General features: G+C 69.9%; 15 protein-coding genes. 8 read left to right on the plus strand and 7 right to left on the minus strand.

Annotated features, from left to right (window positions below; genetic code table 11):
- Window positions 1-246: 246 nt before the first annotated feature.
- Together WME76_RS09300 and WME76_RS09305 are read right to left on the minus strand one after the other, a co-directional pair.
- Entirely contained in the window at window positions 247-1611 is a 1365-nt protein-coding gene (locus WME76_RS09300) for an RNA polymerase sigma factor RpoD/SigA (protein ID WP_437959801.1), read from the minus strand.
- Between the two features lie 369 nt (window positions 1612-1980).
- The gene (locus WME76_RS09305) at window positions 1981-3624 is read right to left on the minus strand and encodes a ribonuclease J (protein WP_437959802.1); all 1644 of its coding nucleotides are present in this window, start codon (window positions 3622-3624) and stop codon (window positions 1981-1983) included.
- Between the two features lie 351 nt (window positions 3625-3975).
- Between WME76_RS09305 and WME76_RS09310 the strand changes: the two genes are divergently transcribed.
- The gene (locus tag WME76_RS09310; RefSeq protein WP_437959803.1) at window positions 3976-8922 is read left to right on the plus strand and encodes an AAA family ATPase; all 4947 of its coding nucleotides are present in this window, start codon (window positions 3976-3978) and stop codon (window positions 8920-8922) included.
- A 51-nt stretch (window positions 8923-8973) separates the two neighbouring features.
- On the opposite strand, the gene WME76_RS09315 is transcribed toward WME76_RS09310, so the two are convergent.
- Window positions 8974-11781 carry a beta-propeller fold lactonase family protein gene (locus tag WME76_RS09315; RefSeq protein WP_437959804.1) on the minus strand — a complete coding sequence of 936 codons (2808 nt, stop codon included), beginning with the start codon at window positions 11779-11781 and terminating at the stop codon, window positions 8974-8976.
- 720 nt (window positions 11782-12501) lie between these two features.
- Between WME76_RS09315 and WME76_RS09320 the strand changes: the two genes are divergently transcribed.
- Window positions 12502-12879 carry a hypothetical protein gene (locus WME76_RS09320; RefSeq protein ID WP_437959805.1) on the plus strand — a complete coding sequence of 126 codons (378 nt, stop codon included), beginning with the start codon at window positions 12502-12504 and terminating at the stop codon, window positions 12877-12879.
- Window positions 12880-13101: 222 nt separating this feature from the next.
- On the opposite strand, the gene WME76_RS09325 is transcribed toward WME76_RS09320, so the two are convergent.
- Window positions 13102-14511: a hypothetical protein gene (locus tag WME76_RS09325; RefSeq protein WP_437959806.1), complete on the minus strand. Its 1410-nt coding sequence runs from the start codon at window positions 14509-14511 to the stop codon at window positions 13102-13104.
- 632 nt (window positions 14512-15143) lie between these two features.
- Window positions 15144-15434 carry a hypothetical protein gene (locus WME76_RS09330; RefSeq protein WP_437959807.1) on the minus strand — a complete coding sequence of 97 codons (291 nt, stop codon included), beginning with the start codon at window positions 15432-15434 and terminating at the stop codon, window positions 15144-15146.
- Window positions 15435-16081: 647 nt separating this feature from the next.
- Here WME76_RS09330 and WME76_RS09335 point away from each other — a divergent pair.
- The 3 genes from WME76_RS09335 (at window position 16082) to WME76_RS09345 (ending at window position 19561) form a co-directional block, all read left to right on the plus strand.
- Complete coding sequence (locus tag WME76_RS09335; protein WP_437959808.1) at window positions 16082-17683, plus strand: YifB family Mg chelatase-like AAA ATPase; 1602 nt, start codon at window positions 16082-16084, stop codon at window positions 17681-17683.
- 168 nt (window positions 17684-17851) lie between these two features.
- Entirely contained in the window at window positions 17852-18880 is a 1029-nt protein-coding gene (gene recA, locus WME76_RS09340; RefSeq protein ID WP_437959809.1) for a recombinase RecA, read from the plus strand.
- A gap of 204 nt (window positions 18881-19084) precedes the next feature.
- Window positions 19085-19561: a single-stranded DNA-binding protein gene (locus WME76_RS09345; RefSeq protein WP_437959810.1), complete on the plus strand. Its 477-nt coding sequence runs from the start codon at window positions 19085-19087 to the stop codon at window positions 19559-19561.
- Window positions 19562-19649: 88 nt separating this feature from the next.
- On the opposite strand, the gene WME76_RS09350 is transcribed toward WME76_RS09345, so the two are convergent.
- Window positions 19650-22130 (minus strand): SpoIIE family protein phosphatase, encoded by a 2481-nt coding sequence (locus WME76_RS09350; RefSeq protein WP_437959811.1) that lies wholly within the window; start codon window positions 22128-22130, stop codon window positions 19650-19652.
- A gap of 486 nt (window positions 22131-22616) precedes the next feature.
- On the opposite strand from WME76_RS09350, the gene WME76_RS09355 reads away from it, so the two are divergent.
- Together WME76_RS09355 and WME76_RS09360 are read left to right on the plus strand one after the other, a co-directional pair.
- Window positions 22617-22856: a single-stranded DNA-binding protein gene (locus tag WME76_RS09355; RefSeq protein WP_437959812.1), complete on the plus strand. Its 240-nt coding sequence runs from the start codon at window positions 22617-22619 to the stop codon at window positions 22854-22856.
- 600 nt (window positions 22857-23456) lie between these two features.
- Window positions 23457-24158, plus strand: a complete 702-nt coding sequence (locus tag WME76_RS09360; RefSeq protein ID WP_437959813.1) for a hypothetical protein — start codon at window positions 23457-23459, stop codon at window positions 24156-24158.
- Between the two features lie 50 nt (window positions 24159-24208).
- Here the strand turns inward: WME76_RS09360 and WME76_RS09365 are convergent, their stop codons facing one another.
- Window positions 24209-24517 (minus strand): hypothetical protein, encoded by a 309-nt coding sequence (locus WME76_RS09365; RefSeq protein WP_437959814.1) that lies wholly within the window; start codon window positions 24515-24517, stop codon window positions 24209-24211.
- A 511-nt stretch (window positions 24518-25028) separates the two neighbouring features.
- Here WME76_RS09365 and WME76_RS09370 point away from each other — a divergent pair.
- The gene (locus WME76_RS09370) at window positions 25029-25739 is read left to right on the plus strand and encodes a hypothetical protein (RefSeq protein ID WP_437959815.1); all 711 of its coding nucleotides are present in this window, start codon (window positions 25029-25031) and stop codon (window positions 25737-25739) included.
- Window positions 25740-25781: the final 42 nt, after the last annotated feature.

Genomic DNA, 25781 nt, shown 5'->3' on the forward strand with positions numbered 1-25781 from the left:
TGAAGAAGCGCTACCATCGCCCGCCGCCGAGGACTTGTTCAAGCAGTTCGTGCATCGGAGCACCGCTGCGGCGCGCGGCGCTCCATGCCGCACGCAGCGCCTCGCTCCACGCGCCTCGCGCCTCGCGCTCGACGCCGCTAGCATCCCTGCGCTCCACGCGCCTCGCGCCTCGCGCTCGACGCCGCTAGCATCCCCGCGCTCCATGCCGCTCGCATCCCCACGCTCGACGCCGCTCTCTGCCGCTCCTCAGCCCTCCAGCGGCACCTCGAGCGCGCGCCGCCGCGACAGCGTCCGGAGCTTGCTCAGGGCGTTCTCCTCGATCTGCCGGACCCGCTCGCGGCTCACCGAGAACATCCCCCCGATCTCGGCGAGCGTGTGCGTCTGCTCGCCGTCGAGCCCGAACCGCAGGCGGAGCACCTCGCGCTCGCGCGGCGTCAGCGACTCGAGCAGCGAGCGGACCTGCGTGTGCAGGCGGCGATGCACCAGCAGCTCGTCCGGCGCCGCCTCCGCGCTCGCGAAGAAGTCGCCCTGGCGCGCGCCGTCGTCGTCCCCGATCGGCGCGTCCAGGTACACCGGCGGGAGCGCCACCTCCCGCAGCGTCTGGATCTTCTCCATCGAGAGGCCGCTCCGCTCCGCGACCTCCTCGGGCGCCGCCTCGCGCGCGTTCTCCTGCTCCAGCTCCCGGCGCGCCTGCAGCGCCCGCCGCCGCGTCTCGGCGAGGTGGACCGGCATCTTGATGACCTGGCCCTGGTACAGCACCGCGCGCGCCAGCGCCTGCTTGATCCACCACGTGGCGTACGTGCTGAACCGATATCCGCGCCGGTAATCGAACTTCTCCGCCGCGCGCATCAGCCCGAGGTTGCCCTCCTGGATCAGGTCGAGCAGCGGCACGCCGCGGTGCTTCAGCGGTCGGGCGGCCGACGCCACGAGCCGCAGGTTCGCCTTCACCATGTCGGCCCGCGCCTCCGCCGCCGCGCCGCGCGCGCCGCGCATCGCCGACAGCGTCGCCTCGATCGCCCGCCGCTCCGGCCCGCTGGCCTCGGCCGCGGCCTCGCCCAGCGCCCGCTCGATCCGCTGCTCGACCACGGGCCCGAGGCGCACGTCGGTGAGCCCGGCCGACAGGTCGGTCCGGGCGCGCCGCGCGCGCGCATCGGTCTTCCCGGCCGCGAGCATCGACCGCGCGAGCCCGAGCAGCCCCGCGAGCCGGACAGACGCCGCGTCGCGCGCCGCGTCGTCCGCGTCCGCGTTCAGCAGCAGATCGCCGATGGAGACCCGACCCGCCTGGAGATCGTCCGCGATCGCCGCGAGCTCCCGCAGCGCGACCGGCGACGCCACCCAGGTGTCGATCGCCGCGCGCTCCGCCGCCTCGATCCGCCGGCCGATCTCCACCTCGAGGTCGCGGCTCAGCGGCGCGCTGCGCGAGATCTCCTGAAGGTAGACCTCGGTCACGTCCTCGGTCGGCCGCACCGACTGCGCAGCTCGGCCGCCAGCAGGCGTGGCCAGCCGAGGCAGCGCGACATGGCCGAGATCGGCGTCGAGACGCACCTCGGCGCGGATGTCCTCCACATCCATGGGTGTTCTGTCAGCCTCGCCCGCCAGGAGCGAGCTCATGGGCCTCTCCTTCATCTCGGTTACTCCACCAGGGTGCCGCGTCGCGGGTGATCCGCTCGGGTGCTCACCGGAGCACGCGCCGTGGGGGGCAACCCCGCGCAGGGACCACCATCCACGTCGGCCACGCCACGGCAGAGCAAAGGGGCTCCGCCGGTGCGTCTATGCACCGTAATCACTCGCCGCGCTCAGGAAAGGGGCGTACGCGAGGACGTTTCCAGCCGGAGCTCCGAGCGCTTGCTCGTGCGTGAGAGCGGCTGCTCGTCTTTCAGAGCGGCCGCTCGTCCGTCAGCGCTCGTCAGCGCTCGTCAGCGCTCGTCAGCGCCCGTCCGTCAGCGCTCGCGCTCGTCCGTCAGCGCTCGCGCTCGTCCGTCAGAGCAGCACCGCCAGCGGGAGCACGGCGGGGCGGCGCGAGGCCTCGCGGTGGAACACCCGCCGCACGCCGCGGCTGAGCGCGTCCTCCAGCGCCGGGGCCAGCGTGCGCGCCCCCGGCGACATCGCCGCGAGCGCGCTCCGAGCGCTCCCGAGCGCGGCCTCGAACAGCGGGCCGCCCTCTTCGAAATGCGCCACGCCGCGCCCGAGGAGCTCGGGGCCGCGCAGGATCTCCCCCGTCTTGCGGTCGGCCACCACGAGCACCATCACGAGGCCCTGATCCGAGATCTGCTCGCGCTCGCGCAGCACCATCTCGGAGACGTCGAGCCCGCCGCGCGCGTCGAGCCACACCCGCCCGCTCTTCACCGAGGCGCCGAGGCGCATCTGCCCGTTCTCGATGATCAGCGAGTCGCCGTCCTCGATCACGAAGACCCCCGCCGCCGGCACGCCCATCCGGAGCGCCGTGCGCGCGTGGGCGAGCAGCATCCGGTACTCGCCGTGGATCGGGACGAAGTTCTCCGGCCGCACCGCGTCGAGCAGGACCTTCTGCTCCTCGGCCTGCGCGTGGCCGCTCGCGTGGATCGGATCGAGGCCCCGATCGAGGACGATCGCGCCCCGCTTCGCCAGGCGGTTCGCGAGCTGGCTCACGGCGATCTCGTTGCCGGGGATCGCGCGCGAGGAGAAGATCACCGTGTCGCCCGGGTCGACCCGCAGCCGGTGGTGATCGCCCACCGCCATGCGCGCGAGCGCGCTGTTCGGCTCGCCCTGCGCGCCCGACGCGAGCACGATGAGGCGACCGGGCGGGAGCGTGGCGGCCGTCGCGTCGTCGACGAGCACGCCGTGCGGGATGGTCAGGATGCCGATCTCCTCGGCGATCCGCGTGTTGGTCGCCAGGCTGCGCCCCGCGAGCACCACCTTGCGGCCGACCTGGGCGGCGATGTTGAGCACGCTCTGGACCCGGTGGACGTTGGACGCGAAGAGCGCGACAAGGATGCGCCCCTTCGCCTCGCGGAACGGCCGGAGGAACCCCTCGGCCACCGCGGTCTCGCTCACCGACCACCCGTCGCGCTCGGAGTTCGTGGAGTCCGACAGGAGGGCCGCCACGCCGGCGCGGCCGTACTCGGCGAAGCGGCCGAGGTCGAGCCGCTCGCCGCCCACCGGGGTGAGGTCGATCTTGTAGTCGCCGGTGTGGATGAGGATGCCCTCGCCCGTCTCGATCGCGAAGCCGACCGCATCCGGGATGGAGTGGGTCACGCGGAGGGGCTCGGCGCGGAAAGGGCCCGCCGTGAAGTGCTGCTGCGGCACAACCTCGCGCAGCGGCACGTCGATGCGGTGCTCGGCGAGCCGCTCGCGCACGAGCCGGAGGGTGAAGCGCGTCCCGTACACGGGGACGGGGAACTCGCGCAGGAGCGACGGCAGCCCGCCGATGTGATCCTCGTGGCCGTGCGTCACGATCACCGCGTCGACCCCGCCCGCCTCGCGCACATAGCTGAGGTCGGGGATGGCGACCTCGACGCCGAGCACCTGGTCGTTGGGGAACATGACGCCGCAGTCCACGAGCACGCGGCGGCCATCCTCCTCGACGAGCATCGCGTTCATGCCGACCTCGCCGAGGCCGCCGAGAGGAATGATCCGGACTCCCATGCGCGCGCAGCCTAGCATCCTCGATCGCGCGCACGGACCCCGGCCTCGCGGGGCGGCCACGATCCGCGGGTCGACGCGGGCCGACGACCGCATCGCGCTCCACGGACGGGCCCGCCTGGCGGCCGGTCACACCACGTGGAGATGCAGAGTCACCGGAACACCGCACTGGCCCCGTTCCGCGCCGCCCGGCGGCGTCGTCGTGTCGCCGCTCTCAGGGCCCCACCACGGCGCACATCACCCACGGTGCCACTGGGCGTTGAGGGCTTGCCCTGAGGTTTCGCCCTATGCAACCATCGACGAACCATGCGCAAGACCAGGATCGGAGACCTCCCTTTCACACTGGTTGAGCTGATGTACGAAACCGCGGACACCCTCCTCTATCGCGCACACCGCGACAGCGATGGTGCTTCGGTGACGATCAAGGTGTTGAAGGGTGAGCGTCTCGATCAGCGGCACGTCGCGCAGCTCCGGCACGAGCTCGAGACGACGCGCCACCTCCAGCTCGACGGCGTGATCCGGGCCCACGGGATGGAGAAGATCCCGGGCGGCGCTGCGCTCGTGATGGAAGATTTCGGTGGCATCACGCTCGACGCGCTCGCCCGCACGGCGCGGCTCGACCTGAAGGCGAAGCTGCGAATCGCCTCGTCGCTGGCCGGGACGCTGGCGGCGGTGCACGGAAAGCACGTCATCCACAAGGACGTCAAACCGCAGAACATCCTCGTCAATCCGGAGACGAGGCAGGTCAAGCTGACGGACTTCGGGAGCTCGACCCGGCTCTCCGAGGAGACCCTCGTGGCAGAGAGCCCGGATCGCATGGAAGGGACGCTCGCCTACATGTCCCCGGAGCAGACCGGTCGAATGAACCGCGTCATCGACTACCGGACCGACCTCTACTCGCTGGGCGTCACGCTGTACGAGCTCTTCTCCGGGGTGCTCCCGTTCCAGGCGACCGACCCGCTCGACCTGATGCACAGCCACATCGCGCGGGTCGCGACGCCGCTCTGCGAGCGCTCGCCGGAGATCCCGAGGGTGGTGTCCGACATCGTGCAAAAGCTGATGTCGAAGGTCGCCGAGGACCGATACCAGAGCGGGACCGGGCTCAAGGCCGATCTGGATGCGTGCCTGTCGGCGCTCGAGGCGACCGGCAGGATCGCGCCGTTCGCGCTGGGGGCGCACGACGTCCCGAGCGAGCTCAGGATCCCGCAGAAGCTGTATGGACGCGACGCGCAGATGGCAGAGCTGCTCGCGGCCTTCGACCGGGCGCGCGCGGGCAAATGCGAGCTGTTCCTCATCGCCGGCGGCGCGGGGATCGGCAAATCGGCGCTCGTGAGCGAGGTCCACAAGGAGGTCACGCAGCGGCGCGGGCACTTCATCGAGGGGAAATTCGATCAGCTCAGCCGGAACATGCCGCACGCCCCGGTGGCGAGCGCGCTGCGCCAGCGCGTCCGGCAGCTCCTCACCGAGTCGGTGGAGTCGCTCGAGCAATGGAAGGACAAGCTGCTCCGGGCCGCGGGGAAGAACGCTCAGATCCTGGTCGACCTGATCCCGGAGATCGAGCTCATCATCGGGCCGCAGCCGGCGCTTCCCGAGCTCGGTCCGAGCGAATCGCAGAACCGGTTCAACCTGGTATTCCAGGACTTCCTGCGCGTCATCACGACGGCCGAGCACCCGGTGGTGCTCTTCCTCGACGACCTCCAGTGGGCCGACCCGGCCTCGCTGAGGCTGCTGCACCTCGTGCTGACCGACCCGAGCGGGGCCTATCTCCTCATCATCGGCGCGTACCGGGACCAGGAGGCGATCGCCGGGCAGCCGCTCATGACCTGGCTCGGGGAGCTGCGCGCGGCGGGCGTCGAGCGGCGCGAGATACTGCTCCCGCCGCTCTCGATCGAGGACGTGCGCCAGCTCATCGCGGACGCGGTGGGCGCGCGCGGAGAGCAGGTGCAGCCGCTCGCCGAGGTGCTCTACGCGACGAGCCAGGGCAACCCCTTCTTCCTGAGCCAGCTCCTCAAGGAGCTCCACGCGGCGGGCCTCGTCGCCTTCAGCCCGGAGGTCGGGCGGTGGACGTGGGATCTCGCGGAGATCCGGCAGCGGTGGGGCGCCGTGAACGTCCACGATCTGCTCGTGGACAAGATGCAGCGCCTCTCGCCGGCGGCGCAGCACGTGCTGCAGCTCGCCGCGTGCATCGGCCACCAGTTCGACCTGAGGACGCTGGCGACCGTGCGCGAGAAGCCGCCCGCGGACATCGCCGCGGATCTCTGGGAGGCGCTGCGCGAGGGCATCGTGCTGCCGCTCGATGCCGACTACCGGCTCCTCCACACGTCCGGCGGCGTGACGGCGGAGCAGCCCCTCGAGGTGAGATACCGGTTCTTGCACGACCGGGGGCAGCAGGCGGCGTACAGCCTCATCGAGGACGCGAAACGCCAGGAGGTGCACCTCCGGATCGGCCGGCTCATCCGGGCGCAGCTCAACGGAGAGCCGCGCGACGAGGACCTGTTCAAGGTCGTGAGCCACAGCAACATCGGTATGGCGCTGATCGACGATCGCGCGGAGCAGCTCGATCTCGCGCGGCTCAACCTGAGCGTCGGGAAGCGGGCCAAGGCCTCCATGGCCCACGGGACGGCGGCCGAGCACTTCAAGGTGGGGATGTCGCTGCTCGGGCCGAGCGGGTGGGAGGAGGACTATGCCCTCTGCTTCGCGCTCCACCGGGAGCGGGCCGAGTGCGAGTGGCTGAGCGGCAACGAGGCGCAGGCAGAGGCCTTGATCCGCGAGCTCCTCGAGCACGCGCGATCGCGGCTCGAGCGCGCCGAGGTGTACAACCTCCGGATCCTGGTGCACACGATGCGCGGGGAGTTCGCGGAGGTGCTGCGCGTCGGCCGCGAGGGCGTGGCGCACTTCGGGATCACGCTGCCGGAGGGGCAGGAGGCGATCGGCGCGGCGTTCGGGGCCGCGCTCGCGGAGGTGCCGGTCCACCTCGCCGGGCGCCAGGTCGATCAGCTCGCGGACACGCCCTGGGCCGGCGACGCGGAGCAGCTCGCCGCCCTGCGGCTCCTCGCGGCGATGATCCCGGGCGCGTACACGCTCGATCCGACGCTGCTCGCGCTCATCGCCGTCACCCAGGTGAACCTCTCGCTGAAGTACGGCAACTCGCCCGCGGCGGCGTGCGCCTACGGCCTCTACTGCCTGCTGCTCGCGGGCGGGATGGGGAGGTACGAGGAGGCCCGGCAGTTCCAGAAGGTCTCGCTGGAGCTCTGCGAGCGGCCGGACGGCGTGGAGCTCCAGTGCAAGGCGTACGTGGTGTGCGGCGCGCCGTCGCACTTCTTCGAGTCCACCCGCGCCTCGGTCGCGTGCCTCGCGAAGGCGTACCAGGCCGGGCTGAGCTCGGGGGACTTCAGCTTCGGGGCGTACGCCTGCCTGAACATCGCGACGATCATGCTGTCGTCGGGCCACGAGCTCGGCCCGCTCCGGGACGAGCTCACCACCTTCCTGCGGTTCCTGCAGCGGACGAAGGACCCGCTCGGCCTGCCGGTGATCGCCGTCGCGCAGCAGATGGTCGCGTGCCTGGAGGGCACGACGAAGGGGCGCCAGAGCCTGAGCGACGCGGCGTTCGACGAGGGCGCGTTCCTCGCCGGGCTCGTGCCGGCGCAGGAGCTGCCGAGGTGCTGGTACTTCGTGTGCAGGCTCGTCCTCGCGGTGCTGTACGGCGACCACGAGGACGCGCTGCTGATGGCGGCGCGGGCGGAGCGGCACAGCGCGAGCGCGCTCGGCCTGTTCCTCCTGAACGACATCCCGTTCTACGTGAGCCTCGCGCTCCTCGCGCTGTGCGCGACGGCGACGGAGGAGGAGCGCGAGCGGCACCTCGCGGCCGCGGCGGAGCACCGGGCGAAGATCGCGGGCTGGGCGCAGCACGCCCCGGAGAACTACGCGCACAAGGAGCAGCTCATCGGGGCGGAGATGGCGCGCGTCCTCGGCAAGGAGGCGGAGGCGGCCGAGCTCTACGACAAGGCGATCGAGCTGGCGCGGGAGGGGCAGTTCACGCACCACGAGGCGCTCGCGAACGAGCTGTGCGCGCGGTTCTACCTGCAGCGCGGGCGGGAGAGGATCGCGCGGTGGCACCTGGCCGACGCGTACCGGGCGTACGTGCGGTGGGGGGCGACGGCCAAGGCAGAGCACCTCGCGCAGGAGCACGAGCGGCTGCTCGACGCGATCGCCATCGGCGAGACGCAGCAGGTCAGGGTGCTGGGCTCGACGACCACGCGCCGCGGGAGCACCGAGTCGTTCGACGCCGCGACCGTCGTCCGGGCCATGCAGGCGGTCGCGAGCGAGAACGTGCTCGATCGGCTCCTCGACCGCCTGATGCGCAGCGTGGTGACGAACGCGGGGGCGCAGCGGGGCTCGCTGATCCTCGAGCGCGACGGGCGGCTCGTGATCGTGGCCTCCATGCGCGTCGATCCCGACGTGGTGGAGACGGGGCTGTCGGTCCCGGCGCTCGAGAGCGAGGACCTCGCGACGAGCGTCGTCCAGCTCGTCGCGCGGACGCGCGAGCCGGTGGTGCTGAACGACGCGCGGCAGGACAGCCGCTTCGCGAGCGACCCGTACGTCGTGGAGCACCGGCCGCGCTCGATCCTGTGCATCGCCATGACCCACCAGGGGCGCTCGTCGGGCATCCTGTACCTCGAGAACAACGTGGCGCCGCGGGCGTTCACGCCGGGGCGGGTCGAGGTGTGCGGGCTGCTCGCCTCGCAGGCGGCCATCGCGCTGGAGAACGCCTTCCTCATCGCGAGCATCCGCGGCGGCACCGAGGCGCTGCAGCGCTCGAACGAGCAGCTCCAGCGGGAGCTCGAGCTGCGCGTGGCGTCCGAGGCCGAGCGGGAGCTGCTCCAGGCCGAGATGCTGCGCCGGCAGACGCCGCTCATCCCGATCACCGACGACGTGCTGGTCATGCCGATCGTCGGGCAGATGGACGGGGCGCGGGCGCAGCAGGTGCTCGAGACCGCGCTGGCCGGCTCCCAGGCGCGGCAGGCCAAGGTGGTGATCCTGGACATCACCGGCGTGGCGCAGGTCGACAGCGCGGTGGCGGAGGCGCTGATCAAGACGGCGAAGGCGCTGCAGCTCCTCGGGGCCAAGGCGGTGCTCTCCGGGATGCGGCCGGAGGTGGCGCGCGCGCTCGTGGAGCAGAACGTCTATCTGGGATCCATCGTGACGATGGGGACGCTGCAGAGCAGCATCGCCTATGCGCTCGGGCCGAACGGCCTCTCGGGGGCGTTCGGCCGGCGGGCGAGCCCGGCGCGGCCGGCGTGAAGCGCGCCGCGCTGCTGCGCGGGGAGCGCAGCAGCGCGGGCGCGGCCCGGGTCAGGGCGTGCTGCTCGGGTCGGCGGGATCGCTGCCCGCGTCCCGCTCATCCCCGTCGAGGAAGCCGTCGGTGTCGCGATCGATGCCGACGCGCACGCCCGAGCCGGGCGGCGTGCACGTGTAGGTCAGATCGTGGTGAGTCTGGGTGGCGAGGAGCCGGAGCACCGCGTCCCCGATCGGCGGGACGATCTGCCGGTCGGTGAGGAACTGGCCGCCTCCCACGTAGAGGAACCCGATCTCGTGCAGGAACCCCTGGGTCTTCGCCACGAGATCGCACTCCCCGACGTCGGCGCGATCCATGAGCAGGTCGATGCGCGGCGCGACCACCGAGCCGTTCGAATGGTTGAGCGTCACCTGCTGGCCCACGATGGGCGCCATGTTGCTCTCGATGGCGAGCACGTAGGCCTCGAGCTGCCGGCGGATCACGTCGCCCGCCGGCGTGAAGGGGATGGCGTCGGGGTTGTTCGGGAACTGGTCGGAGAACCCGATCGCGGAGAAGAACCGGTACATCGTGTCGACGGTGCCGTTGTTCAGGATGCCGAACGCGCGGATCTGGTCGCCCATGTGCTGGTTGTCGCGCGACAGGAAGGCGAACGGGATGTCCGCGAGGCCGAAGGCGCCGACCTTGGTGTACACGTTGCGGAGCTGCGGTATCTTGAAGAGCTGCGTCTGGAAGTCGAAGACGGAGCTGCCGTCGGTCCCGAAGAAGCCGGGGAAGTCGTCGCCCGGGTTGGCGTCGGGGTCGACCACGTGGCATCCGCCGCAGCTCGCGATCGAGTTGACGATGTCGCCGTTGAAGAAGTCCTTTCCTGCCTGCTGATCGGGCGTGAGCGAGTTGTCCAGGTTCCTGATCGGGTTGGGCGGGTAGGTGACCTGGAGCATGAAGTCGGCGAACGCCTCCATGTCCTGGGCGGGGATGGGCTGGTCGCGTCCGAGCAGGCCCGGGAACGCCGCCTGGAACTGCCGGAAGGCCTCCCGCTCGTCGAACGATCCGTCGTCCGGCTGGGCGCTCGGCTCGAGGTTGCCGCCGGTGCGGTCGCCGCGCCAGTGCATCGGCCCGTGGTTGGCGAGCCCGCGGAGGCTCTGCGACATCATCGGGCCCTTCATCGGGTGGAAGATCGGGTCGGTGATGGGCTGGTTGAAGATGACGTCATAGAGGCCGAACGGGAAGGGGCCCGGGTCCGTCACGACGGTGCCGTCGGGGTTGCCGAGGTTCCAGGCGAGGTCGTCCTGATCGCCGAAGACGTGGCAGCTCGCGCAGGCCGAGTCGCCGTGGCTCGACGTGAGCGAGGCGTCATAGAGGAAGCGGCGGCCGTTCACGATGCTGTCCGGCTCGGGGTTGTACATCGGGACGTGTCCCACCTCGGTCTTCGTCGTGGTGTTGATGATCGAGATCGAGTTGTCGAAGCGCGTCAGCACGTAGAGGCGATTCCGGCTCTCGTCGAGCACGAGCCCGGTCGGCCCGCCGCCGCTCACCGGGATCTGGTTCGTGGTGCTCGGCACGAACGTGTCGTTCTCGAGCGCGGCGGTGCTGAAGACGCCGATCTTGCTCGATCCGAGCGCGGCGACGTACAGCGTCGCGCCGTTGCTGGTCACGGCCATCTCCTGCGGGAAGGCGAGGCTCTTCGCGTTCTCCGCGTTGGGGACCGGGGCGCAGCAGGTGCTGTAATCGATGTGCTTGTTGAGGTGCCGCGGCGCGACGCCCCCCGGGCTGAGGACGGTGATCCGGCTCTCGTGCAGGTGGCCGCGCGTGGTCTCGCCGCCGGAGAAGATGCCGGGCCCCTCGAAGCTCTGCTGGCTGAAGGCCTCGGTGTTGGCCACGTAGACCTTCCCGTTCACCGGGTTGACGGCCATGTTGAAGAGGATCGTCCCGACGCCGGAGAAGAAGCCCTGCGCGCCGCTGATCCAGGCGGGGGGGTTCGCGGTGGCGTCGATGACGAAGACGTCCTTGTCGGGCAGCGAGAACCTCATCTGGTTGTCCCAGAGATTTCCCAGCTCGTCATACCAGTGTCCGCCGTCGTACTTCACGATGATGGCCGTCTCGGGCGCCGGCACGCCCTCGAAGTTGGTGCTGGGGCCTGGCACGCCGGGCACGCCGTTCGCCCCGAAGCCGTCGGGGACCAGCGCCTCGTTGACGGTGGCGGTGCGGTTCCCGGAGTGGAACGCCGCCGCGTACACGCGGGTGCCGTCCGGGGTCACGGCCAGGGCGCGCGGCGTATCGCTGAAGAGGGTGATGATGTTGAGCGGATTGCCCCCGAGCGAGTTGCCGAGCTGGTTCGCGTTGAAGACCCACACGTCGGCGCGCCCGACGCCCGGCGTCGTGAGCTGCGGATCGATGGGGCTGTTCTGGCCGCGGTGGGCGGTCGTGATGAAGGCGCGCCCCCGCCCCGGGCCGGCGAACACGATATCGCGCGGCTCGTCGCCCACGAGGAGCGTGCGCACGACGCGCCCGGTGTTGCCGCCGAGGCCGAGCTGGACGACGCTCACGCTGTCCGACAGGTGGTTGACGACCCAGACCTCATTGTTGCTGCGCGCGGCGACGGCGACGGGCTCCAGGCCCACCGATATCGACGCGCGGTGCTCCAGGCCGCTGCTCCCGATGCGGAACACCTCGAGGCGGTTATCGGGCGTGTTGACGGCGAAGAGGAGCTTCCCGTCCGGTGACATGGCCAGCGGGCGGACCTGCCCGCTCTCGAAGGCGGTGAACGACGGCGCCGCCTGCGCCGGAGAGCCGGAGAGCGATATTGCAGTCAGGGATGCGACGAGCGCGCCGAACGTCGCCCACCGTGAACCGGGCAATCGAATCATGGATGCCTCCGTGGTGCCGTGTAGCTCCGTGGCCACACAACGCACAAACCAAGATTGTAAGGCCAGACGAAATGATTGTTCAAGCATGCAATGCGGGGCGACGTGATTTTCCGTAAAGGCACGATTCCACATCTGCGTCACGGATGTAGGCTGAGCAGCGATGGTGCTCGGTACGACGCGTCATCGCATCTGGCACACACGCTCATCGCCGCGCGTCGCGCGGTTCACGAGCTGCGACCGGCGCTCATGAAGGAGGAGAGGGCGCCGGCGGATCGTCCAGCGGTAGTCGTGGTGGGCTGCCCCACGCCTCAGGCCGTCCGCCGCGCGGAGGACCGGAATCGATGGATCGAGGGCGGCGATCGGCGCTCGATGGTGTGGGCGCGCGGCGCTCGATCGTGTGGGCGCGCGGCGACCCAGGTGGCCCCGCGCCCGGATCACGCCGGGAGCGATCCACAAAGCGCCGATGGCGTCGAGGAGCTGCTCTGCGCCGCGTGTGCTGCGCCACGTATCTGGCCATCACGGGGCAGATCAGGGCCCGCCGTGAGTCCGAGCACCGCTCACCCACACGAGCCCCGTGCCGACGATGATCGTGGTGCAGGAAGGGATTGGATCCGGCCCGAGGAGCTCGTAGCCTGGAAGGCTGGTATCGACCACCGGGCGAGCAGCGCGGGTGGTCGAACCGGCGATGAGCGTGCGTTCTTGTCGAGAGATGGAGGAGAGATGAGCAGCTTGAGCGTGGATCCCGTGGTCGCGGACGGCCTCCGGATCGAGCCTGCCCTGAGCGACGACACCCTGACCGTCAAGCTCACCGGGGCGGGCGACATGGCGGCGGCTGCGCCGCTCAAGCGGTATGTCAAGGCGCTGGAAGGCGAGGTGACGCGGCTCTCGATCGGCACCGTCGAGTTCGACGTGCGCGGCATGCGGTTCATGAGCTCGAGCTGCATCAAGGCGTTCGTCGGCTTCATCTGCGGCCTCGCCGCCAACGGGATGAAGTTCCGGATACGGTTCGTCACGGACGCGCGGCTGACGTGGCAACGGCGGAGCCTGAAGCCCCTGGATCGCATGTGCCCGGAGCTGGTCTCGATCGACGACGTCTGATGCGCGAACCGGCGGCGTGACGAGGAAGCGCCGGACGCCGAGGCGGAGGGGCGCCGCATCCCGATCGTGGTGGCGAGGTACCGCGCGCCGGGGTAGCGCGGCGGGCGCGCGCTCAAGGGCGGGTCGGCGGGGGGCCGGGCAGCCGACGTCGGGGGGCGACACGGAGCAGAGCCGCCGGTGCGTGGCCACGGCGGCGAGGACCGGCGCCCTCCTGAGCGCCCGTCAGCCAGGCACCCGCGGTGCGGCGGCCCAGACGCGCGACTTTGCCTTGCCGATCACCAGCTTCACCTCGTGGAGTCCATCCGAGCCGCGGAGCTCTGCCCACGACTTGTGCAGGTATCGGCTCCTCAAGAACCCTCCTTTCTCCTGCAAGAAGATCCAGATGCCCTCGCGGGCGACCAGGACGAAGGCGGCTGACTGGAGGCGTTGCGCGTACGACTTCGCTTGCTGGTACGCGTCGAGGATCTGCTTGTCGGTCGCGAGCTCTCGCTTGGCCTCGACGATGATCCGCGCGGTCTCCTCGCCCCGCTTCAGCACGGCGCCGATCGCGTAATCCGGGTACACCCGCTCGCCGCGGCCCATGCGGACGGGCATGTTCCGGATCCAGTCGCGTTCCACATAACCGAGCTCTCGGAGGAGCGGCTCGAGCAGCCCCTGTTCGACCTCCCGCTCGCTCTCCACGTCGTCATGATCTGGCAGGTCCGGCCTGTGAAGCCGGGGGAGCTCCGACATCCTGCCGCGCTTCCGCTTGATCATCCGGAGCAGCGCGTCGTACTCCTCGGCTGTCACGGGCTTGCCGCTCGCGCCCTGAAAGTGCGCTCTCACGGCAGGCTTCCTGGACCAGACCGGATCTGCGGCGAGCTCGCGGAACGGGATCTCGGGGACCTTCACCGGCGACCCGATCCACACCGTGCTGTGGTAGTGGAAGAACGGATCGATGAAGCCGTCGGTCTCCGCGCGCCAGATGGAGTGGATGTAGCTGCGCGGGGAGACGCACCACATCACCAGGATGTCTCCCCGGCGCGTGTCGACCTTCCCCTGCCAGTAGCTCGTGGAGCCTTCGCCGGCACCGTCAAGGAACTCGAAATCGCTGCTGTCTCCCGCGCCGCCCATGAGGAACCAGACCTTCGACGCGGGCGGGAGCTCGCCTTGCTCCTGCGCGAGGTGGTGCGGCGCGAAGTCGTACAGGAACGCGCAGAGCTCGGCGGGGGTCAGCCCATGGATGCGGCGGAACTCCTGGAGGGACGCGTTGATGCGCAGGTAGAACATCGCCCGATCCCGCCAGCTCGCCTTGCCCGGGAGCACCGGGACGGCGATCCCGAACTCATCACAGATCTCGTTGAATCGGTTGAACTTGCGCAGGAAGAGGTACAGCGCGAAGTGCTCGGGGTGGGCCTTGAACAGCCCCAGGGAGATGCCCTGGATCATGTTGAGCCAGGCTTCGGGCTCGTCGCCACCAACGACCGTGTAGATGGTCTCGCCGTCCTCGATTTCGAGCGAGAGCGTGAAGCCGTCGTCCAGGAGTCGCTCGTAGAGCTCGCCGGCATGATCCTGGGAAGCGACCCGCTCGCCGACGGCCTGGTCGAACACCGCCCGCGCGGCCATCGGATCGATCGGCCGGAGCTTATCCATCCAGCCCTTCGGGGCGAGCTCGGCCCATCGCTCGTCTCGCGCGAGGAGCGATTCGTATCTGGAAATGGCAGCCCGGCCCGCCTTCGAGCTGCAAAACAGAGACCATATGAATTTGTTGAAGCGCATCGTTTGTCTTGTCTGATCGTTTCAGCGCTGCGGGTCGGCGCGCCCACGTCGAAGGCCGGAAGGATCGCTCGGCTCGGGTTCCTTGCGCCGGCGATGGCCGGCGCGGCCCTGGTTTCGACTCCGATCGTATCGGCGGTGCCGCTCTCTCATCCTTGCGTCGCTTCCCTCGTGGCCGCGCGCCGCCAGCGTGGATCGGAGCGCCATCCGGGCATCACCCTGAGTGGTACCGCCGGCGAGGCGCTGATGTCCACAGTAAAAATTTTGCGTGTGGACGGATGTGGATTGCGGTGCGATGGCGGAGGTGTCGAGCTCTCGCCCGTCAGCGCGATCTGCGGCCGTCTCCTGGGAGCGCTCGATGGGTGGTGTCCGAGCCCGGCGACGATACCGCGGCGGTCGTGGCGAGGTAGCGCTCGCGAGGCGCCGCGCCGGGCTCACCCGGCGTCATGACCCGGCGCGGCGCCACGGTCATCTGCGCGCCGGTCACGCGCGTCGCGCTGGGCGCTCGATCAGTCGACGACCGTGTAACATCCGAGCTCCCTGGCGCGCTGATGGCAGGAGGGGAAGTCCGGCGGCGCGGAGCCGCCCATGCGCACCCGTTTGCAGATACCCGGCGTCCGCGTCATGAACACCTGGCCCCATTCCCTGCCGGTCAGGCTGAAGCCCGACGACATGGTACACTGGAGCCCTGCTTGCCTGGAGGCGTCGGGGCTCTCTGCCGACGCGGACGCGGTCACGAGGGCGAGCGCGGTCACGAGCGCGAGCCCGAGCCCGGTCTGGATTGTGCGAAGTGCGTCCATGGGTACCTGCCTTTTCGATGGATTCAACGGAGGCCTCGTGTGCGCCGCACCGTGCGGCGCCCGCGACCTCGTATGGCTTCATTGCAACGGTGGTGCCCGGGGCGTGCGTCACTGTCACGTACGGTGCTGGAGAGCGCGTCCAGGACGCCCATCACGTCGGAATCGCGCGAAAACCTGTCCATGGCAAGAGAAGAGGACCGCAAGCATGCGAGGAACGCGAGGGGAATAGAAGAGCGGAACAGAAGCTGATGATTCTCCTCTTTCGTAGCCATTCAGCGGAGAAGTTGAACAGGGAGGCGGGGAGGCGGGGAGGCGGGGAGTATTTGAGATTTTTTTCCCGTCTCCCCGCCCCCCTGTGAATTTTCGAAGAATTCGAGGGGATGCCTCACGAAGAGAAGAATAGAACTTCATCTCTGTTCTCTTGTGCCTCTCGGGCCGACGGGTGCTCGCTGGCGGCGACCCTCCGACGCCGGCGAGCCGCCACGCTGGCGCGCCGAGACGCCACCTCGGCTCGCAGGGCGAGCGCCTCGTCCCGGAGCCCTGGCGGCCGCCACCCCCTCCGCGCGTCCGCCACCCCTCGCCGCCTCGTAAGTCCCTGAAATCACAGCCGCACCCGCCTGGCACGCCGTTCGCGAAAGGGCTCCGGCATGCAGGCCACGGCGCTCACCTTCTCTCTGCTCGGGCTCGACGCCCACCCCATCCGCGTGGAGGTCGACTCCGGCCGCGGCCCGTCGTTCTTCCAGATGGTGGGCCTCGCCGAGGCGAGCGTCCGCGAGAGCCGCGTGCGCGTCCGCGCCGCGCTCCAGCAACTCGGCGTCGAGCTCGACGAATACGTGATCACCGTGAACCTCGCCCCGGCAGATCTCAAGAAGAGCGGCGGCGCCTACGACCTCGCCATCGCGCTCGCCGCGCTCGCCGCGCTCGGCAAGATCCCCTCCGAGGGGCTCGACCGGATCGGCCTGCTCGGCGAGCTCTCGTTGAGCGGCGCGGTGCGCCCGGTCCGCGGCGTCCTGCCGGCGCTGCGCGGCGCGGCGGAGCAGGGGATCGGGCGCGCGATCGTGCCCCAGGGCAACGCGCGCGAGGCGGCGAGCGTGGCCGGCGTCGATGTCCTCATCGCGGAGCACCTCAGCCAGGTCGTCGCGCACCTGCGCGGCAACAAGGCCCTTCCCGGCGCCGGCTCGATCGCCCCGCTCGCCGCCGAGCCGGGCGTCGCGTCGGTGGACCTCGCCGAGGTCCGCGGCCAGCACGGGGCGCGCCGCGCCCTCGAGATCGCGTCCGCCGGGGGACACAACCTCATCATGATGGGCCCTCCGGGCAGCGGAAAGACCATGCTCGCTCGCCGGCTGCCCACGATCTTGCCGCCCCTGACCCATGAAGAGGCGCTCGACATCACGGCGATCCACTCGGTCGCGGGCCTGCTCTCGCCCGACAGGGGCCTCGTCGCGACGCGCCCCTTCCGCGCCCCGCACCACACGGTGAGCGCCGCGGGGCTCGTGGGCGGCGGCGATCCGATCCGCCCCGGCGAGGTCTCGCTGGCCCACCATGGCTGCCTGTTCCTCGACGAGCTCCTCGAGTTCCGCCGCGGCGTCCTCGAGGCCCTCCGCGAGCCGCTCGAAGAGGGCACGGTCGCCCTCTGCCGCGCCCGCGCCCGCGTCGTCTTCCCGGCGCGCCCGATCCTCGTCGCCGCGATCAACCCCTGTCCGTGCGGCTTCCACGGCGACCGCGGGAATCGCTGCGTCTGCTCCATCGACCGCGTCCGCGCCTACCGCGCGCGGCTGAGCGGGCCGCTGCTCGATCGCATCGACCTGCACATCGCCTTGCCCCCGGTCGACGTCGCGCACCTGTGCGCGCCGCTCCGCGCGGGAGAGGGCGGCGGCCGCGCGTCGCTCCACGCGCCCGAGAGCTCCGCGGCGGTGCGGGCGCGCGTGGTGGAGGCCCGGGCCGCGCAGCGCGCGCGGTTCGAGGCGGGGGAGGTCGTCGCGACCTACAACGCCGAGCTCGGCCCGCGCGACCTCGCGCGCGTCGCGATGCCGGACGCCTCGGGCGCGCGCGTGCTCGCGTCGGCCGTGGAGCGGCTCGGCCTCTCGGCGCGGGCGTACACCAAGGTGCTGCGGGTCGCCCGGACGCTCGCCGACATGGACGGGAGCCCTGCCGTGCGCGCCGCGCACGTGGCCGAGGCGATCGGCGCGCGGCTCTTCGACCGCGAGGCCGCCGCCGGGCCGCCGCCCGCCGCCGCCGCGGGCGCCTGAGCCCGCCACCGCCGCGGCGGGCGCGTGTGCCCGCCGCGTGACCCAGGATTATTGCGCCCGCAGCGACGCGGGCGCGATCGCGGCCGCCCCGACGGCCGCGTCGCATCGGCTGTTCGCGCGCTCGGGGGCGCGCAGACAACAAGCACGTTCGACAAGGGAGAATCCAACATGATGACCGAGATCGCCGAGAAGCTCCGCACCGTGAAGACCGTTGTTAACACCATCGAGAAGCAGTTCGGGAAAGGGGCGATCATGGCCTTGAACGACGAGAGTGAGACGAGGGACATCGGCCTGATCCGGACCGGCTCGCTGTCGCTGGACGCCGCGCTCGGGATCGGCGGGTACCCGCGCGGGCGCATCGTGGAGATCTACGGCCCGGAGTCGTCGGGGAAGACGACCTTGACGCTCCACGCGATGCGGGAGGCGCAGCGGTCCGGCGGCGTCGCCGCGTTCATCGACGCCGAGCACGCGTTCGACGTCACGTACGCGCGCTCGATCGGCGTCGACATCGACAGGCTGCTCGTCTCGCAGCCCGACAACGGCGAGCAGGCGCTCGAGATCGTCGAGATGCTCGCGCGCTCGAGCGCCGTCGACGTGATCGTCGTCGACTCGGTGGCTGCGCTCACGCCGAAGGCCGAGATCGAGGGGGACATGGGCGATTCCCACATGGGCCTCCAGGCGCGGCTGATGAGCCAGGCGCTCCGCAAGCTCACGGGGATATGCCACCGCACGGACACGACGCTCATCTTCATCAACCAGCTCCGGCAGAAGATCGGCGTCGTCTTTGGCAACCCCGAGGTGACCACCGGCGGCAACGCCCTCAAGTTCTACGCGAGCGTGCGCCTCGACGTGCGCCGCGTGGGTCCGGTGAAGGTGAGCGACGAGGCGATAGGGTCGAGGACGCGCGTCAAGGTGATCAAGAACAAGATGGCGCCGCCGTTCAAGGAGGCCGAGTTCGACATCCGCTGGGGGGCCGGGATCGACAGCGCTGCGGATCTCATCGACTTCGCCTGCCAGCTCGGCGTCGTGGAGAAGAGCGGCGCGCACCTGTCGTTCGGCGGCGAGCACATAGGGCAGGGGAGGGAGCGCGCCCGCGAGGCGCTGATCGGCAAGCCGACCCTCGCCACGTCGCTCCGCGCCGCCGTCGACGCGGCGGGGCCGGCGCGGCCCGGGGGCAGCGCGGCGATGGACTCCTGAGCGAGACCCGTGAGAGGGCGAGTCCGGCGACGGGGCGCCGCCGGACCCGCTCCTCGTCATCCACGACGACATGGCGCCTCACGAGGAGCGACGCACCACGGCAGGCAAACGTAGAGAAGAGCACGAACGGCAGCACACGGTACAGACGGCAGAGACGACAACAAACGACGTCAGAAGACGACATTCAATCCAAGGGAGCACATCATGAACGAAGGACTGAACAAGGTGATTCTCATGGGCAATCTCGGGTCCGATCCGGAGCTGCGCTACACCGGCAACGGCACGCCGGTGCTCCAGCTCCGGATGGCGACGAACGAGTCGTTCGTCGACAAGAACAAGGAGCCCAAGGAGCGCACCGAGTGGCACAACATCGTGTTCTGGGGGCCGCGCGCCGAGGCGCTCGCGAAGGTCCTGACCAAGGGGGACGGCGTGCTGATCGAGGGCGGGCTGCGCACGTCGAGCTACGAGAAGGATGGAATCCGCCGCTACCGCACGGAGGTGATCGCGCGGGACCTCCGCTTCACCGGGCGCCGCGCCCTCGGGCAGCCGCCGCCGGGTCTGGAGGACGACGGCGAGCCGACGCAGCCCGGGGCGGGGGTGCCGACGACGGCGCGGCTCGGGAAGAACGGCGCGCGCGGGCGGCCGCCGGAGGTGCCTGTGCTGGATGAATTGCCGTACTGATCGCGAGGCCGGCGCGAGCGAGGCGGCGGCCCGGAGCCGCCTCGCCGCGCGTCGGCACGCCGGCCGGCGCGGCCCGGCCGGCCTCCGGCTACCCGGGCTTGCGGTACCGCGCCACCAGGATCGTGATGTCGTCGTCGAGGCTCGGGCACCAGCCCTCGACCGCCCCGAGGATGCGATCGCGGATCACCTCCACGGGCGCGGACTGGGACGCTTCGACGGTGGCGCAGAGCCGGTCCAGCCCGAACTGCTCGTGATGCTCGTTGCGTGCCTCGGTCACGCCGTCGCTGTAGAGCACGAGGACGTCTCCGTCCTCCAGCACGAGCTCGGCGTCCCGCGTCATCGCGTCGATCTCGGGCAGCGCGCCGATGAACACCCCGCTCGTCGGGATCCTCGCGCAGCGCCTCGTGCGCGGCGAGCAGACGAGGATGTCCTCGTGCGCGCCGGCGAACGTCACGCGGCCGTCGCGTGTGTACCGCATGAGCAGGAGCGTCGCGTGCTCGTCCCGCTTCAGGCGGTCGCGGACGTTCTTGTACACCGCCCGGTTGACCGCGCACACGATCCCGCGCGGGCCCGCCGCCGCGGCGGGGCTCGACGCCATCACCGACACCATGCTCTGGATCATCAGCATGATGAGCCCCGCCGCGAGCCCGTGCCCCGCCACGTCGCCGATCCCGATCCAGCCCCCGTCCGGCGTCGCGATCACATCGTAGTAATCGCCGCCGACCTCGGCGGCCGGCTTCATCGTCGCGCAGAGATCGAGCCCCTCGACCGAGAGCTGCTCTGGCACCAGCGTCGTCTGGATGCGCGCCGCGACGCGGCTCTCCTCGCGGACCTTCTCCTGCTCGATCCGCTCGCGCAGCTCCACGTGCCGCACCACCTCCCGGTGCAGCGTCGCCACCTTCACCGCCGAGCCGAGCTGGAGGCGCAACGCGTCGTAGATCATCTCGTTCGGCTGGCCGTCGACCACCGCGAGGCCGAACTTCTCGACCCCGCCGAACGCGATCGGGAACATGATCACGCTCCAGCGCTCATCGCCGCTCAGGAACCCCGGGGGCGCGAGGTGGTGCGCCGGGAAGCTCATGGGCGGCACCTCCACCTCGCGGCCGTCCTCCATCCAGAATAACAGGCTCATGGTGGAGCGCAGCGCGTCGTCGAAGAGCGACACAGCGACGCGCGAGAACTGGAGCTTCGGCAGATCCGCCGCCAGCGTGGACCGGAGCACCGGCAGGCTCAGGCACGTGGAGAAGTGCCTCATCCCATAGTTGAGGTCGATCGCGGCGAGCTCCACCTTGAGCCGCTGCTCCCCCTCGACATGCACGGACGCGCTTCCGATGGCGATCCGGGAAGCGTGCCAGATCGGCTCCAGCGTCTCGTTCAGAGCGGCGTCGCCGCCCTGCTCCGGCGCCCTCTGGAGCCGCGCGCGCAGGAGCGAGATCACGGACTGGAACTGCTCGAGGAGCACCCCCTCGCGCCGGGCCGCGTCGAGGAGCTCCTCGAGCCCACGCAGGAAACGGCCCCTGTCCCCGGCGAGCTCTTCTTCCAGCGCCGAGAGCAGCCTGTCCGCCCATCCGTCGAGCGAGCGGGCCGAGATCGTGACCGCCTGCGCGAGCGCGCGCTCCAGCGACGCCCGCTGGCCAACGAGCGAGCTCGGACCGCTCCACGCGGCGGCCCCCGGAGGGAGAAGCAGGGGGCCCGCCTTGCGCCCGCAGCCGCAGGACACGCGCCGCGTCAGCTCTACGCCCACCAGCCGGAGCACCGGGACAGGCTCGCCCTCGATCATCTGGAGGACCGTCTCCACGGCGAGCCCCGCGAGTTCCTTGGTGGGCTGGCGAACGGTGGAGAGCGACGGCTTGGTGAAGCGGGCCGTGCGGATGTCGTCGAAGCCGCACACAAGGACGTCGCCGGGCACGTCGATGCCCCGCTCCTCGAGCAGGTCGATCGCGCCGAGCGCCATGCAGTCGTTGGCGGCGACGATGGCGTCGAAATCGACCCCACGATCCAGGAGCTCGCGGATGGCGGCGCGCCCGCTGCCCACGGTGAACGCGCCGGACACGAAGAGGCGCTCATCGTAAGCAATGGAGCGCGCCGCGAGCGCCTTCCGGTAACCGCCGGCGCGGAGGAGCGCCTCTTCATTATTGGTAGGACCACTGATATACGCGATCCTCCTGCACGCGTGCTCGTCGACAAGGTGCAGGACCGAGATCTCGGTCCCGAGGGCGTTGTCGACCATGAGGCTCGGGATCTCGTCTATCGCCATCCCGATGCTGCAGAGCGGCAACGACGAAGACCGGCAGAACTCCCGCATGGCGTCGATAGTGACGAGATGGCAAAGGGTCGACGAAGCGACGATGATGCCGTCGACGACCTCCGAACCGATGATGTGATAGAGGCTCCTCCTGGCGGCCTCGGTCGACCCGGGCAGGGGGATCTGCTCTCCGAACGCGAACGCGATCAGGAGGTTGACGCCGTGCGCCTCGGCGGCGCGCTCGATGCCGGACCGCACGTCCGACTGGTAGTCGCCCGCCATGTTGTCGATCAGCAGGGCGATTGTCGGGCGCCTACGCGTCATGGCCTGCGGCTCATCGCGCAGGAGCTCGCCGCGCGCCGCGGAACGGCGGCGCAAAGCCGCCCGCCCTCCACGGACGCTTTGCAGGGATGCCGCGAGGCCTCCTGTCTCGATCTGAACATTGACATCAGCGCAGCATCGTACGCCGTTCTTCGACCGGAGCCAACGCTTCTGTTCACCCAGGTGACCACGAGCACTTCGTCGCACGCCGGCAGCGCGTTCGCGCACGCGCACGCCGCGGGCAGTCGCCACTCTCACCGCGCGCGCTCGCCTACGCGTAGCAGCTCCCTTGATAAGGGGCCGGGTCGGAAGAGCGTGCCCTCGAGCCGCCGGAGCGTGGTCGTGCCGACCCCGAGCATCCGAGCCACCGCCGTCGAGGTCAGAAGACGACATTCAATCCAAGGGAGCACATCATGAACGAAGGACTGAACAAGGTGATTCTCATGGGCAATCTCGGATCCTCGCGAAGATCCTGACCAGGGGGACGGCGTGCTGATCGAGGGCGGGCTGCGCACGTCGAGCTACGAGAAGGACGGAATCCGGCGCTACCGCACGGAGGTGATCGCGCGGGACCTCCGCTTCATCGGGCGCCGCGCCCTCGGGCAGCCGCCGCCGGGTCTGGAGGACGACGGCGAGGCGCCGCAGCCCGGGGCGGGGGTGCCGACGGACGGCGCGGCTCGGGAAGAACGGCGCGCGCGGTCGGCCGCCGGCGGTGCCTGTGCTGGATGAGCTGCCGTACGGAGGTCATCAGCGGGGAGGGGAGCTGGAGCGGGGCGGCAGCCTGGTGCCGCCCCGCGGCGCTCGTCGCCCTCGCGAATCACGGGGCTGACCCGGAGCGCGACCTCCTCCCCGGTGCGCCGCCCGCGAGCGTTCTCTCCCCCGCGTTCCCTCGCCGCCCGCGCCCAGTCCCGGCCCGGCGGCGCAGCGGGATTGCAGTACGGTTAATAAAATTCAATCGAGGGCGCTGGAATCCAGCAGGACCAGTCTCCAGAGCCGAGCTTCCTCGAGGGCGCGTCTCGCAAGGCGTCCGTGCGAGGCGCTGCCGCATGGACGCTCGGATGAGTCGAGTGTGGCGTTCATGCATTGGTCGACGCTATGCGGCAATGCGACCGGGGAGCTGATATGTACTACATGAACCTAGAAAAACGATGCCTCGACTGAATATCGGGGTCGAAGCAGGTTGACGGTGACCTGGTATAGGCAGTAGATGTTGGACGCTAGGCTCGACCCGACCAGGTGCCACTTTCTGGCTGTGACTGATCGACCTCCTAGACCGAATCTGTTCGACCTGTGGAACGGCAACGTTGCAACCGTCAACCGAGGTAATTCATGCTCAGCAATGCGGCTCGTTTTCTGATGGTCTCTGCTGCTGCTTCTCTCGTGGCGCTCAGCTCCGCTCCGGCCGAGGCGTGCAGCGATATAGCGGATGAGGCGCTCAACATCATCGCGGCTGGGACATCGGTCTCGAACGGCGCGCCGTTCTTCACGCTCGCCATGAAGAACCAGTCGGGGTACACGAGCACCGACATCGCCGTGCTCTGGGGTTCGACCAGCCCGAACTCTCATCTCTACTACGACAACATCGTCGCAGAGAACTATTTCGATCGCGTCACCAATGTCGCCGATATCGCGGCGGGCGACCTCCTGGCCATCAACCATGTGGTCAACGCGTCGGGCACCGTCACGTACAGCGGCCACACCGCGATCATCACGGGTCCGGCGACGGAGCTCTCGACGGCCCTGAGCCCGATCTACGCGAGCACGAGGCAATGGGCGTTGCCGATCGCCGACGCGACCTCATCGGTCCACGGTTGCAGCGTCAGCTACCCGGACAGCCGCTGGTCGGGTGATTGCAAGGCAGGCACGTTCGCCGGGGGTACGGGTACGGCGTCGATGCGCCTCTACACGAATCCCTCGGGAGACCTGCTGGGATATACCTGGAGCGTCACCTCGGGCGCTACCTACTATTCGCCCTCCACGCGTCCCTACGCCATCGGCAAGCTGACGTCCTGCACGCCGTTCTCGGAGTGATCGCCGCTGCATCACCAGCCCGGGCAGGCGCGCCCGTCCCCCGCTGCCGCTCAGCCGGAGCGCGCCGAGGATCGGGGGCGCGTGCCGCCCTTGGGCGCGCTCCTCGCCGTTCCCCGTCCCTCGGCGCGCACCTCGGGTGAGCTGCTCTTCTGCTTGACCGCGGCGCGCTCCTCCGGACTCCGGGCCGCCTGCTCGGCCTTGCGCCGGGCCTCCTCTCGGTCGACCTCGACCCCTCCGTTCCTGCTCGCGGGCTTCTTGCGGCAGCTTCCCTGCTCGTTCGGTCGCTTGCCGGGGACCGGCTCGTAGCCGGGCCAGCAGCGTGAATCTTTCTCATAAGGGCTGCTCGGTCGCTTCGTCATCGTGGACCTCCGGTCGATCGCTCCGTCACCTGGAGCCCCGCGCACCGTCGTCAACCGCGACAACCCCGACCGATCGCTGTCGCGTCCTGGCCGCCAAGGCCATCGCCGCGCAGCTCGGATCCGGCCTTCAGCGTGGAGTGTTGCTGGATTCCAGCAGAGTCAATCTCCGGGATCGTCCGATCGGGAGCTGCCCTCTCTCGGCGATGGTTGGCGCACGGCGTCAGCCGCCTGATGGTCGAGTTGATGAGTCGCGGCCTCCATCAAAACGGTGGACACTGTCCGGCGTTGCCATCCGAAGAGCTCTTGTGTCCCACATGAGCCTATCAAAATGAGTCTTTTGCTCGCGTGCTGCTCGAAGTGTGTTGACGGAAGCCGTGTATAGGAAGTAAACATTGGATGCTAGGCTCGACCCGACCAGGTGCGATTCTCTGGATGTACCCGAACGACCTCCTCAACCGAATCTGCTCGGCCTGCGGAACGGCAACGTGGTAACCGTCAACCGAGGTACTTCATGCTCAGCAATGCGGCTCGTTTCCTGATGGTGTCTGCTGCGGCTTCTCTCGTCGCGCTCGGCTCTGCCCCCGCCGAGGCCGCCGACGCGTGCGTCGATCTCTCTGATGCCGCGTTCGATCTCATCGGTGATTCCACACTGGTGCCGAGCGGCGCCGTGTTCTTGACAGCGGTCCAGAAGGCCGCGTTCGGGTACACGAACACGGATATCGCCGTCCTCTGGGGCTCGACCAGCCCGAACTCGTCGCAGTACTACGACAACTTCTTCGCCGCGCAGCCCCACTTCGAGGAGATCGAGAACATCGCAGGCGTCGACGAGGGCGACGTCCTCATCATCGACGCGACGATGACGTACTCCGGGCACACCGCGATCATCACGGGCCCGGCGACGCCGGCCCCGAGCGGGCTGGGCCCGAGCGTCGACACTACGCTGCTGCAGTGGGCGGTGCCGATCGCCGACTCTACCTCCTCGAAGCATGGCTGCAGCGCGAGCTATCCCGACAGCCGGTGCGTCGGCAACGTGTTCACCCCGGGGGAGGGGACGGCCTTCATGCGCATCTATACAGATGCCTCGGGAAAGCCGGTGGGCCACACCTGGAGCGTCTCCGCGGCCTCGCTCAGCAATTATTTCCCGATTTCGGACACCGTCACGGGCGCCGGCGCGCCGCGGCCCTTCAAGATCGGCAGGCTCGCCCCCTGTCCTCCCCTCTGATCTGAGCCTCTCCTCCGCAGCCTGAGCCGCCGCGCCCACGCG

The organism is Sorangium sp. So ce119 (assembly GCF_051524405.1).
GTDB classification, from domain to species: domain Bacteria; phylum Myxococcota_A; class Polyangia; order Polyangiales; family Polyangiaceae; genus Sorangium; species Sorangium cellulosum_G.

What these genes read in the sequence shown, in the direction of transcription:
- WME76_RS09305 (WP_437959802.1), bottom strand. Translation starts at nt 3,624, where the DNA reads ATGGGAGTCCGGATCATTCCTCTCGGCGGCCTCGGCGAGGTCGGCATG.
- WME76_RS09325 (WP_437959806.1), bottom strand. Translation starts at nt 14,511, where the DNA reads ATGGATAAGCTCCGGCCGATCGATCCGATGGCCGCGCGGGCGGTGTTC.
- WME76_RS09310 (WP_437959803.1), top strand. Translation starts at nt 3,976, where the DNA reads ATGTACGAAACCGCGGACACCCTCCTCTATCGCGCACACCGCGACAGC.
- WME76_RS09370 (WP_437959815.1), top strand. Translation starts at nt 25,029, where the DNA reads ATGCTCAGCAATGCGGCTCGTTTCCTGATGGTGTCTGCTGCGGCTTCT.
- WME76_RS09315 (WP_437959804.1), bottom strand. Translation starts at nt 11,781, where the DNA reads ATGATTCGATTGCCCGGTTCACGGTGGGCGACGTTCGGCGCGCTCGTC.
- WME76_RS09360 (WP_437959813.1), top strand. Translation starts at nt 23,457, where the DNA reads ATGCTCAGCAATGCGGCTCGTTTTCTGATGGTCTCTGCTGCTGCTTCT.
- WME76_RS09365 (WP_437959814.1), bottom strand. Translation starts at nt 24,517, where the DNA reads ATGACGAAGCGACCGAGCAGCCCTTATGAGAAAGATTCACGCTGCTGG.
- WME76_RS09350 (WP_437959811.1), bottom strand. Translation starts at nt 22,130, where the DNA reads ATGACGCGTAGGCGCCCGACAATCGCCCTGCTGATCGACAACATGGCG.
- WME76_RS09345 (WP_437959810.1), top strand. Translation starts at nt 19,085, where the DNA reads ATGAACGAAGGACTGAACAAGGTGATTCTCATGGGCAATCTCGGGTCC.
- WME76_RS09300 (WP_437959801.1), bottom strand. Translation starts at nt 1,611, where the DNA reads ATGAGCTCGCTCCTGGCGGGCGAGGCTGACAGAACACCCATGGATGTG.
- WME76_RS09330 (WP_437959807.1), bottom strand. Translation starts at nt 15,434, where the DNA reads ATGGACGCACTTCGCACAATCCAGACCGGGCTCGGGCTCGCGCTCGTG.
- recA (WP_437959809.1), top strand. Translation starts at nt 17,852, where the DNA reads ATGATGACCGAGATCGCCGAGAAGCTCCGCACCGTGAAGACCGTTGTT.
- WME76_RS09335 (WP_437959808.1), top strand. Translation starts at nt 16,082, where the DNA reads ATGCAGGCCACGGCGCTCACCTTCTCTCTGCTCGGGCTCGACGCCCAC.
- WME76_RS09320 (WP_437959805.1), top strand. Translation starts at nt 12,502, where the DNA reads ATGAGCAGCTTGAGCGTGGATCCCGTGGTCGCGGACGGCCTCCGGATC.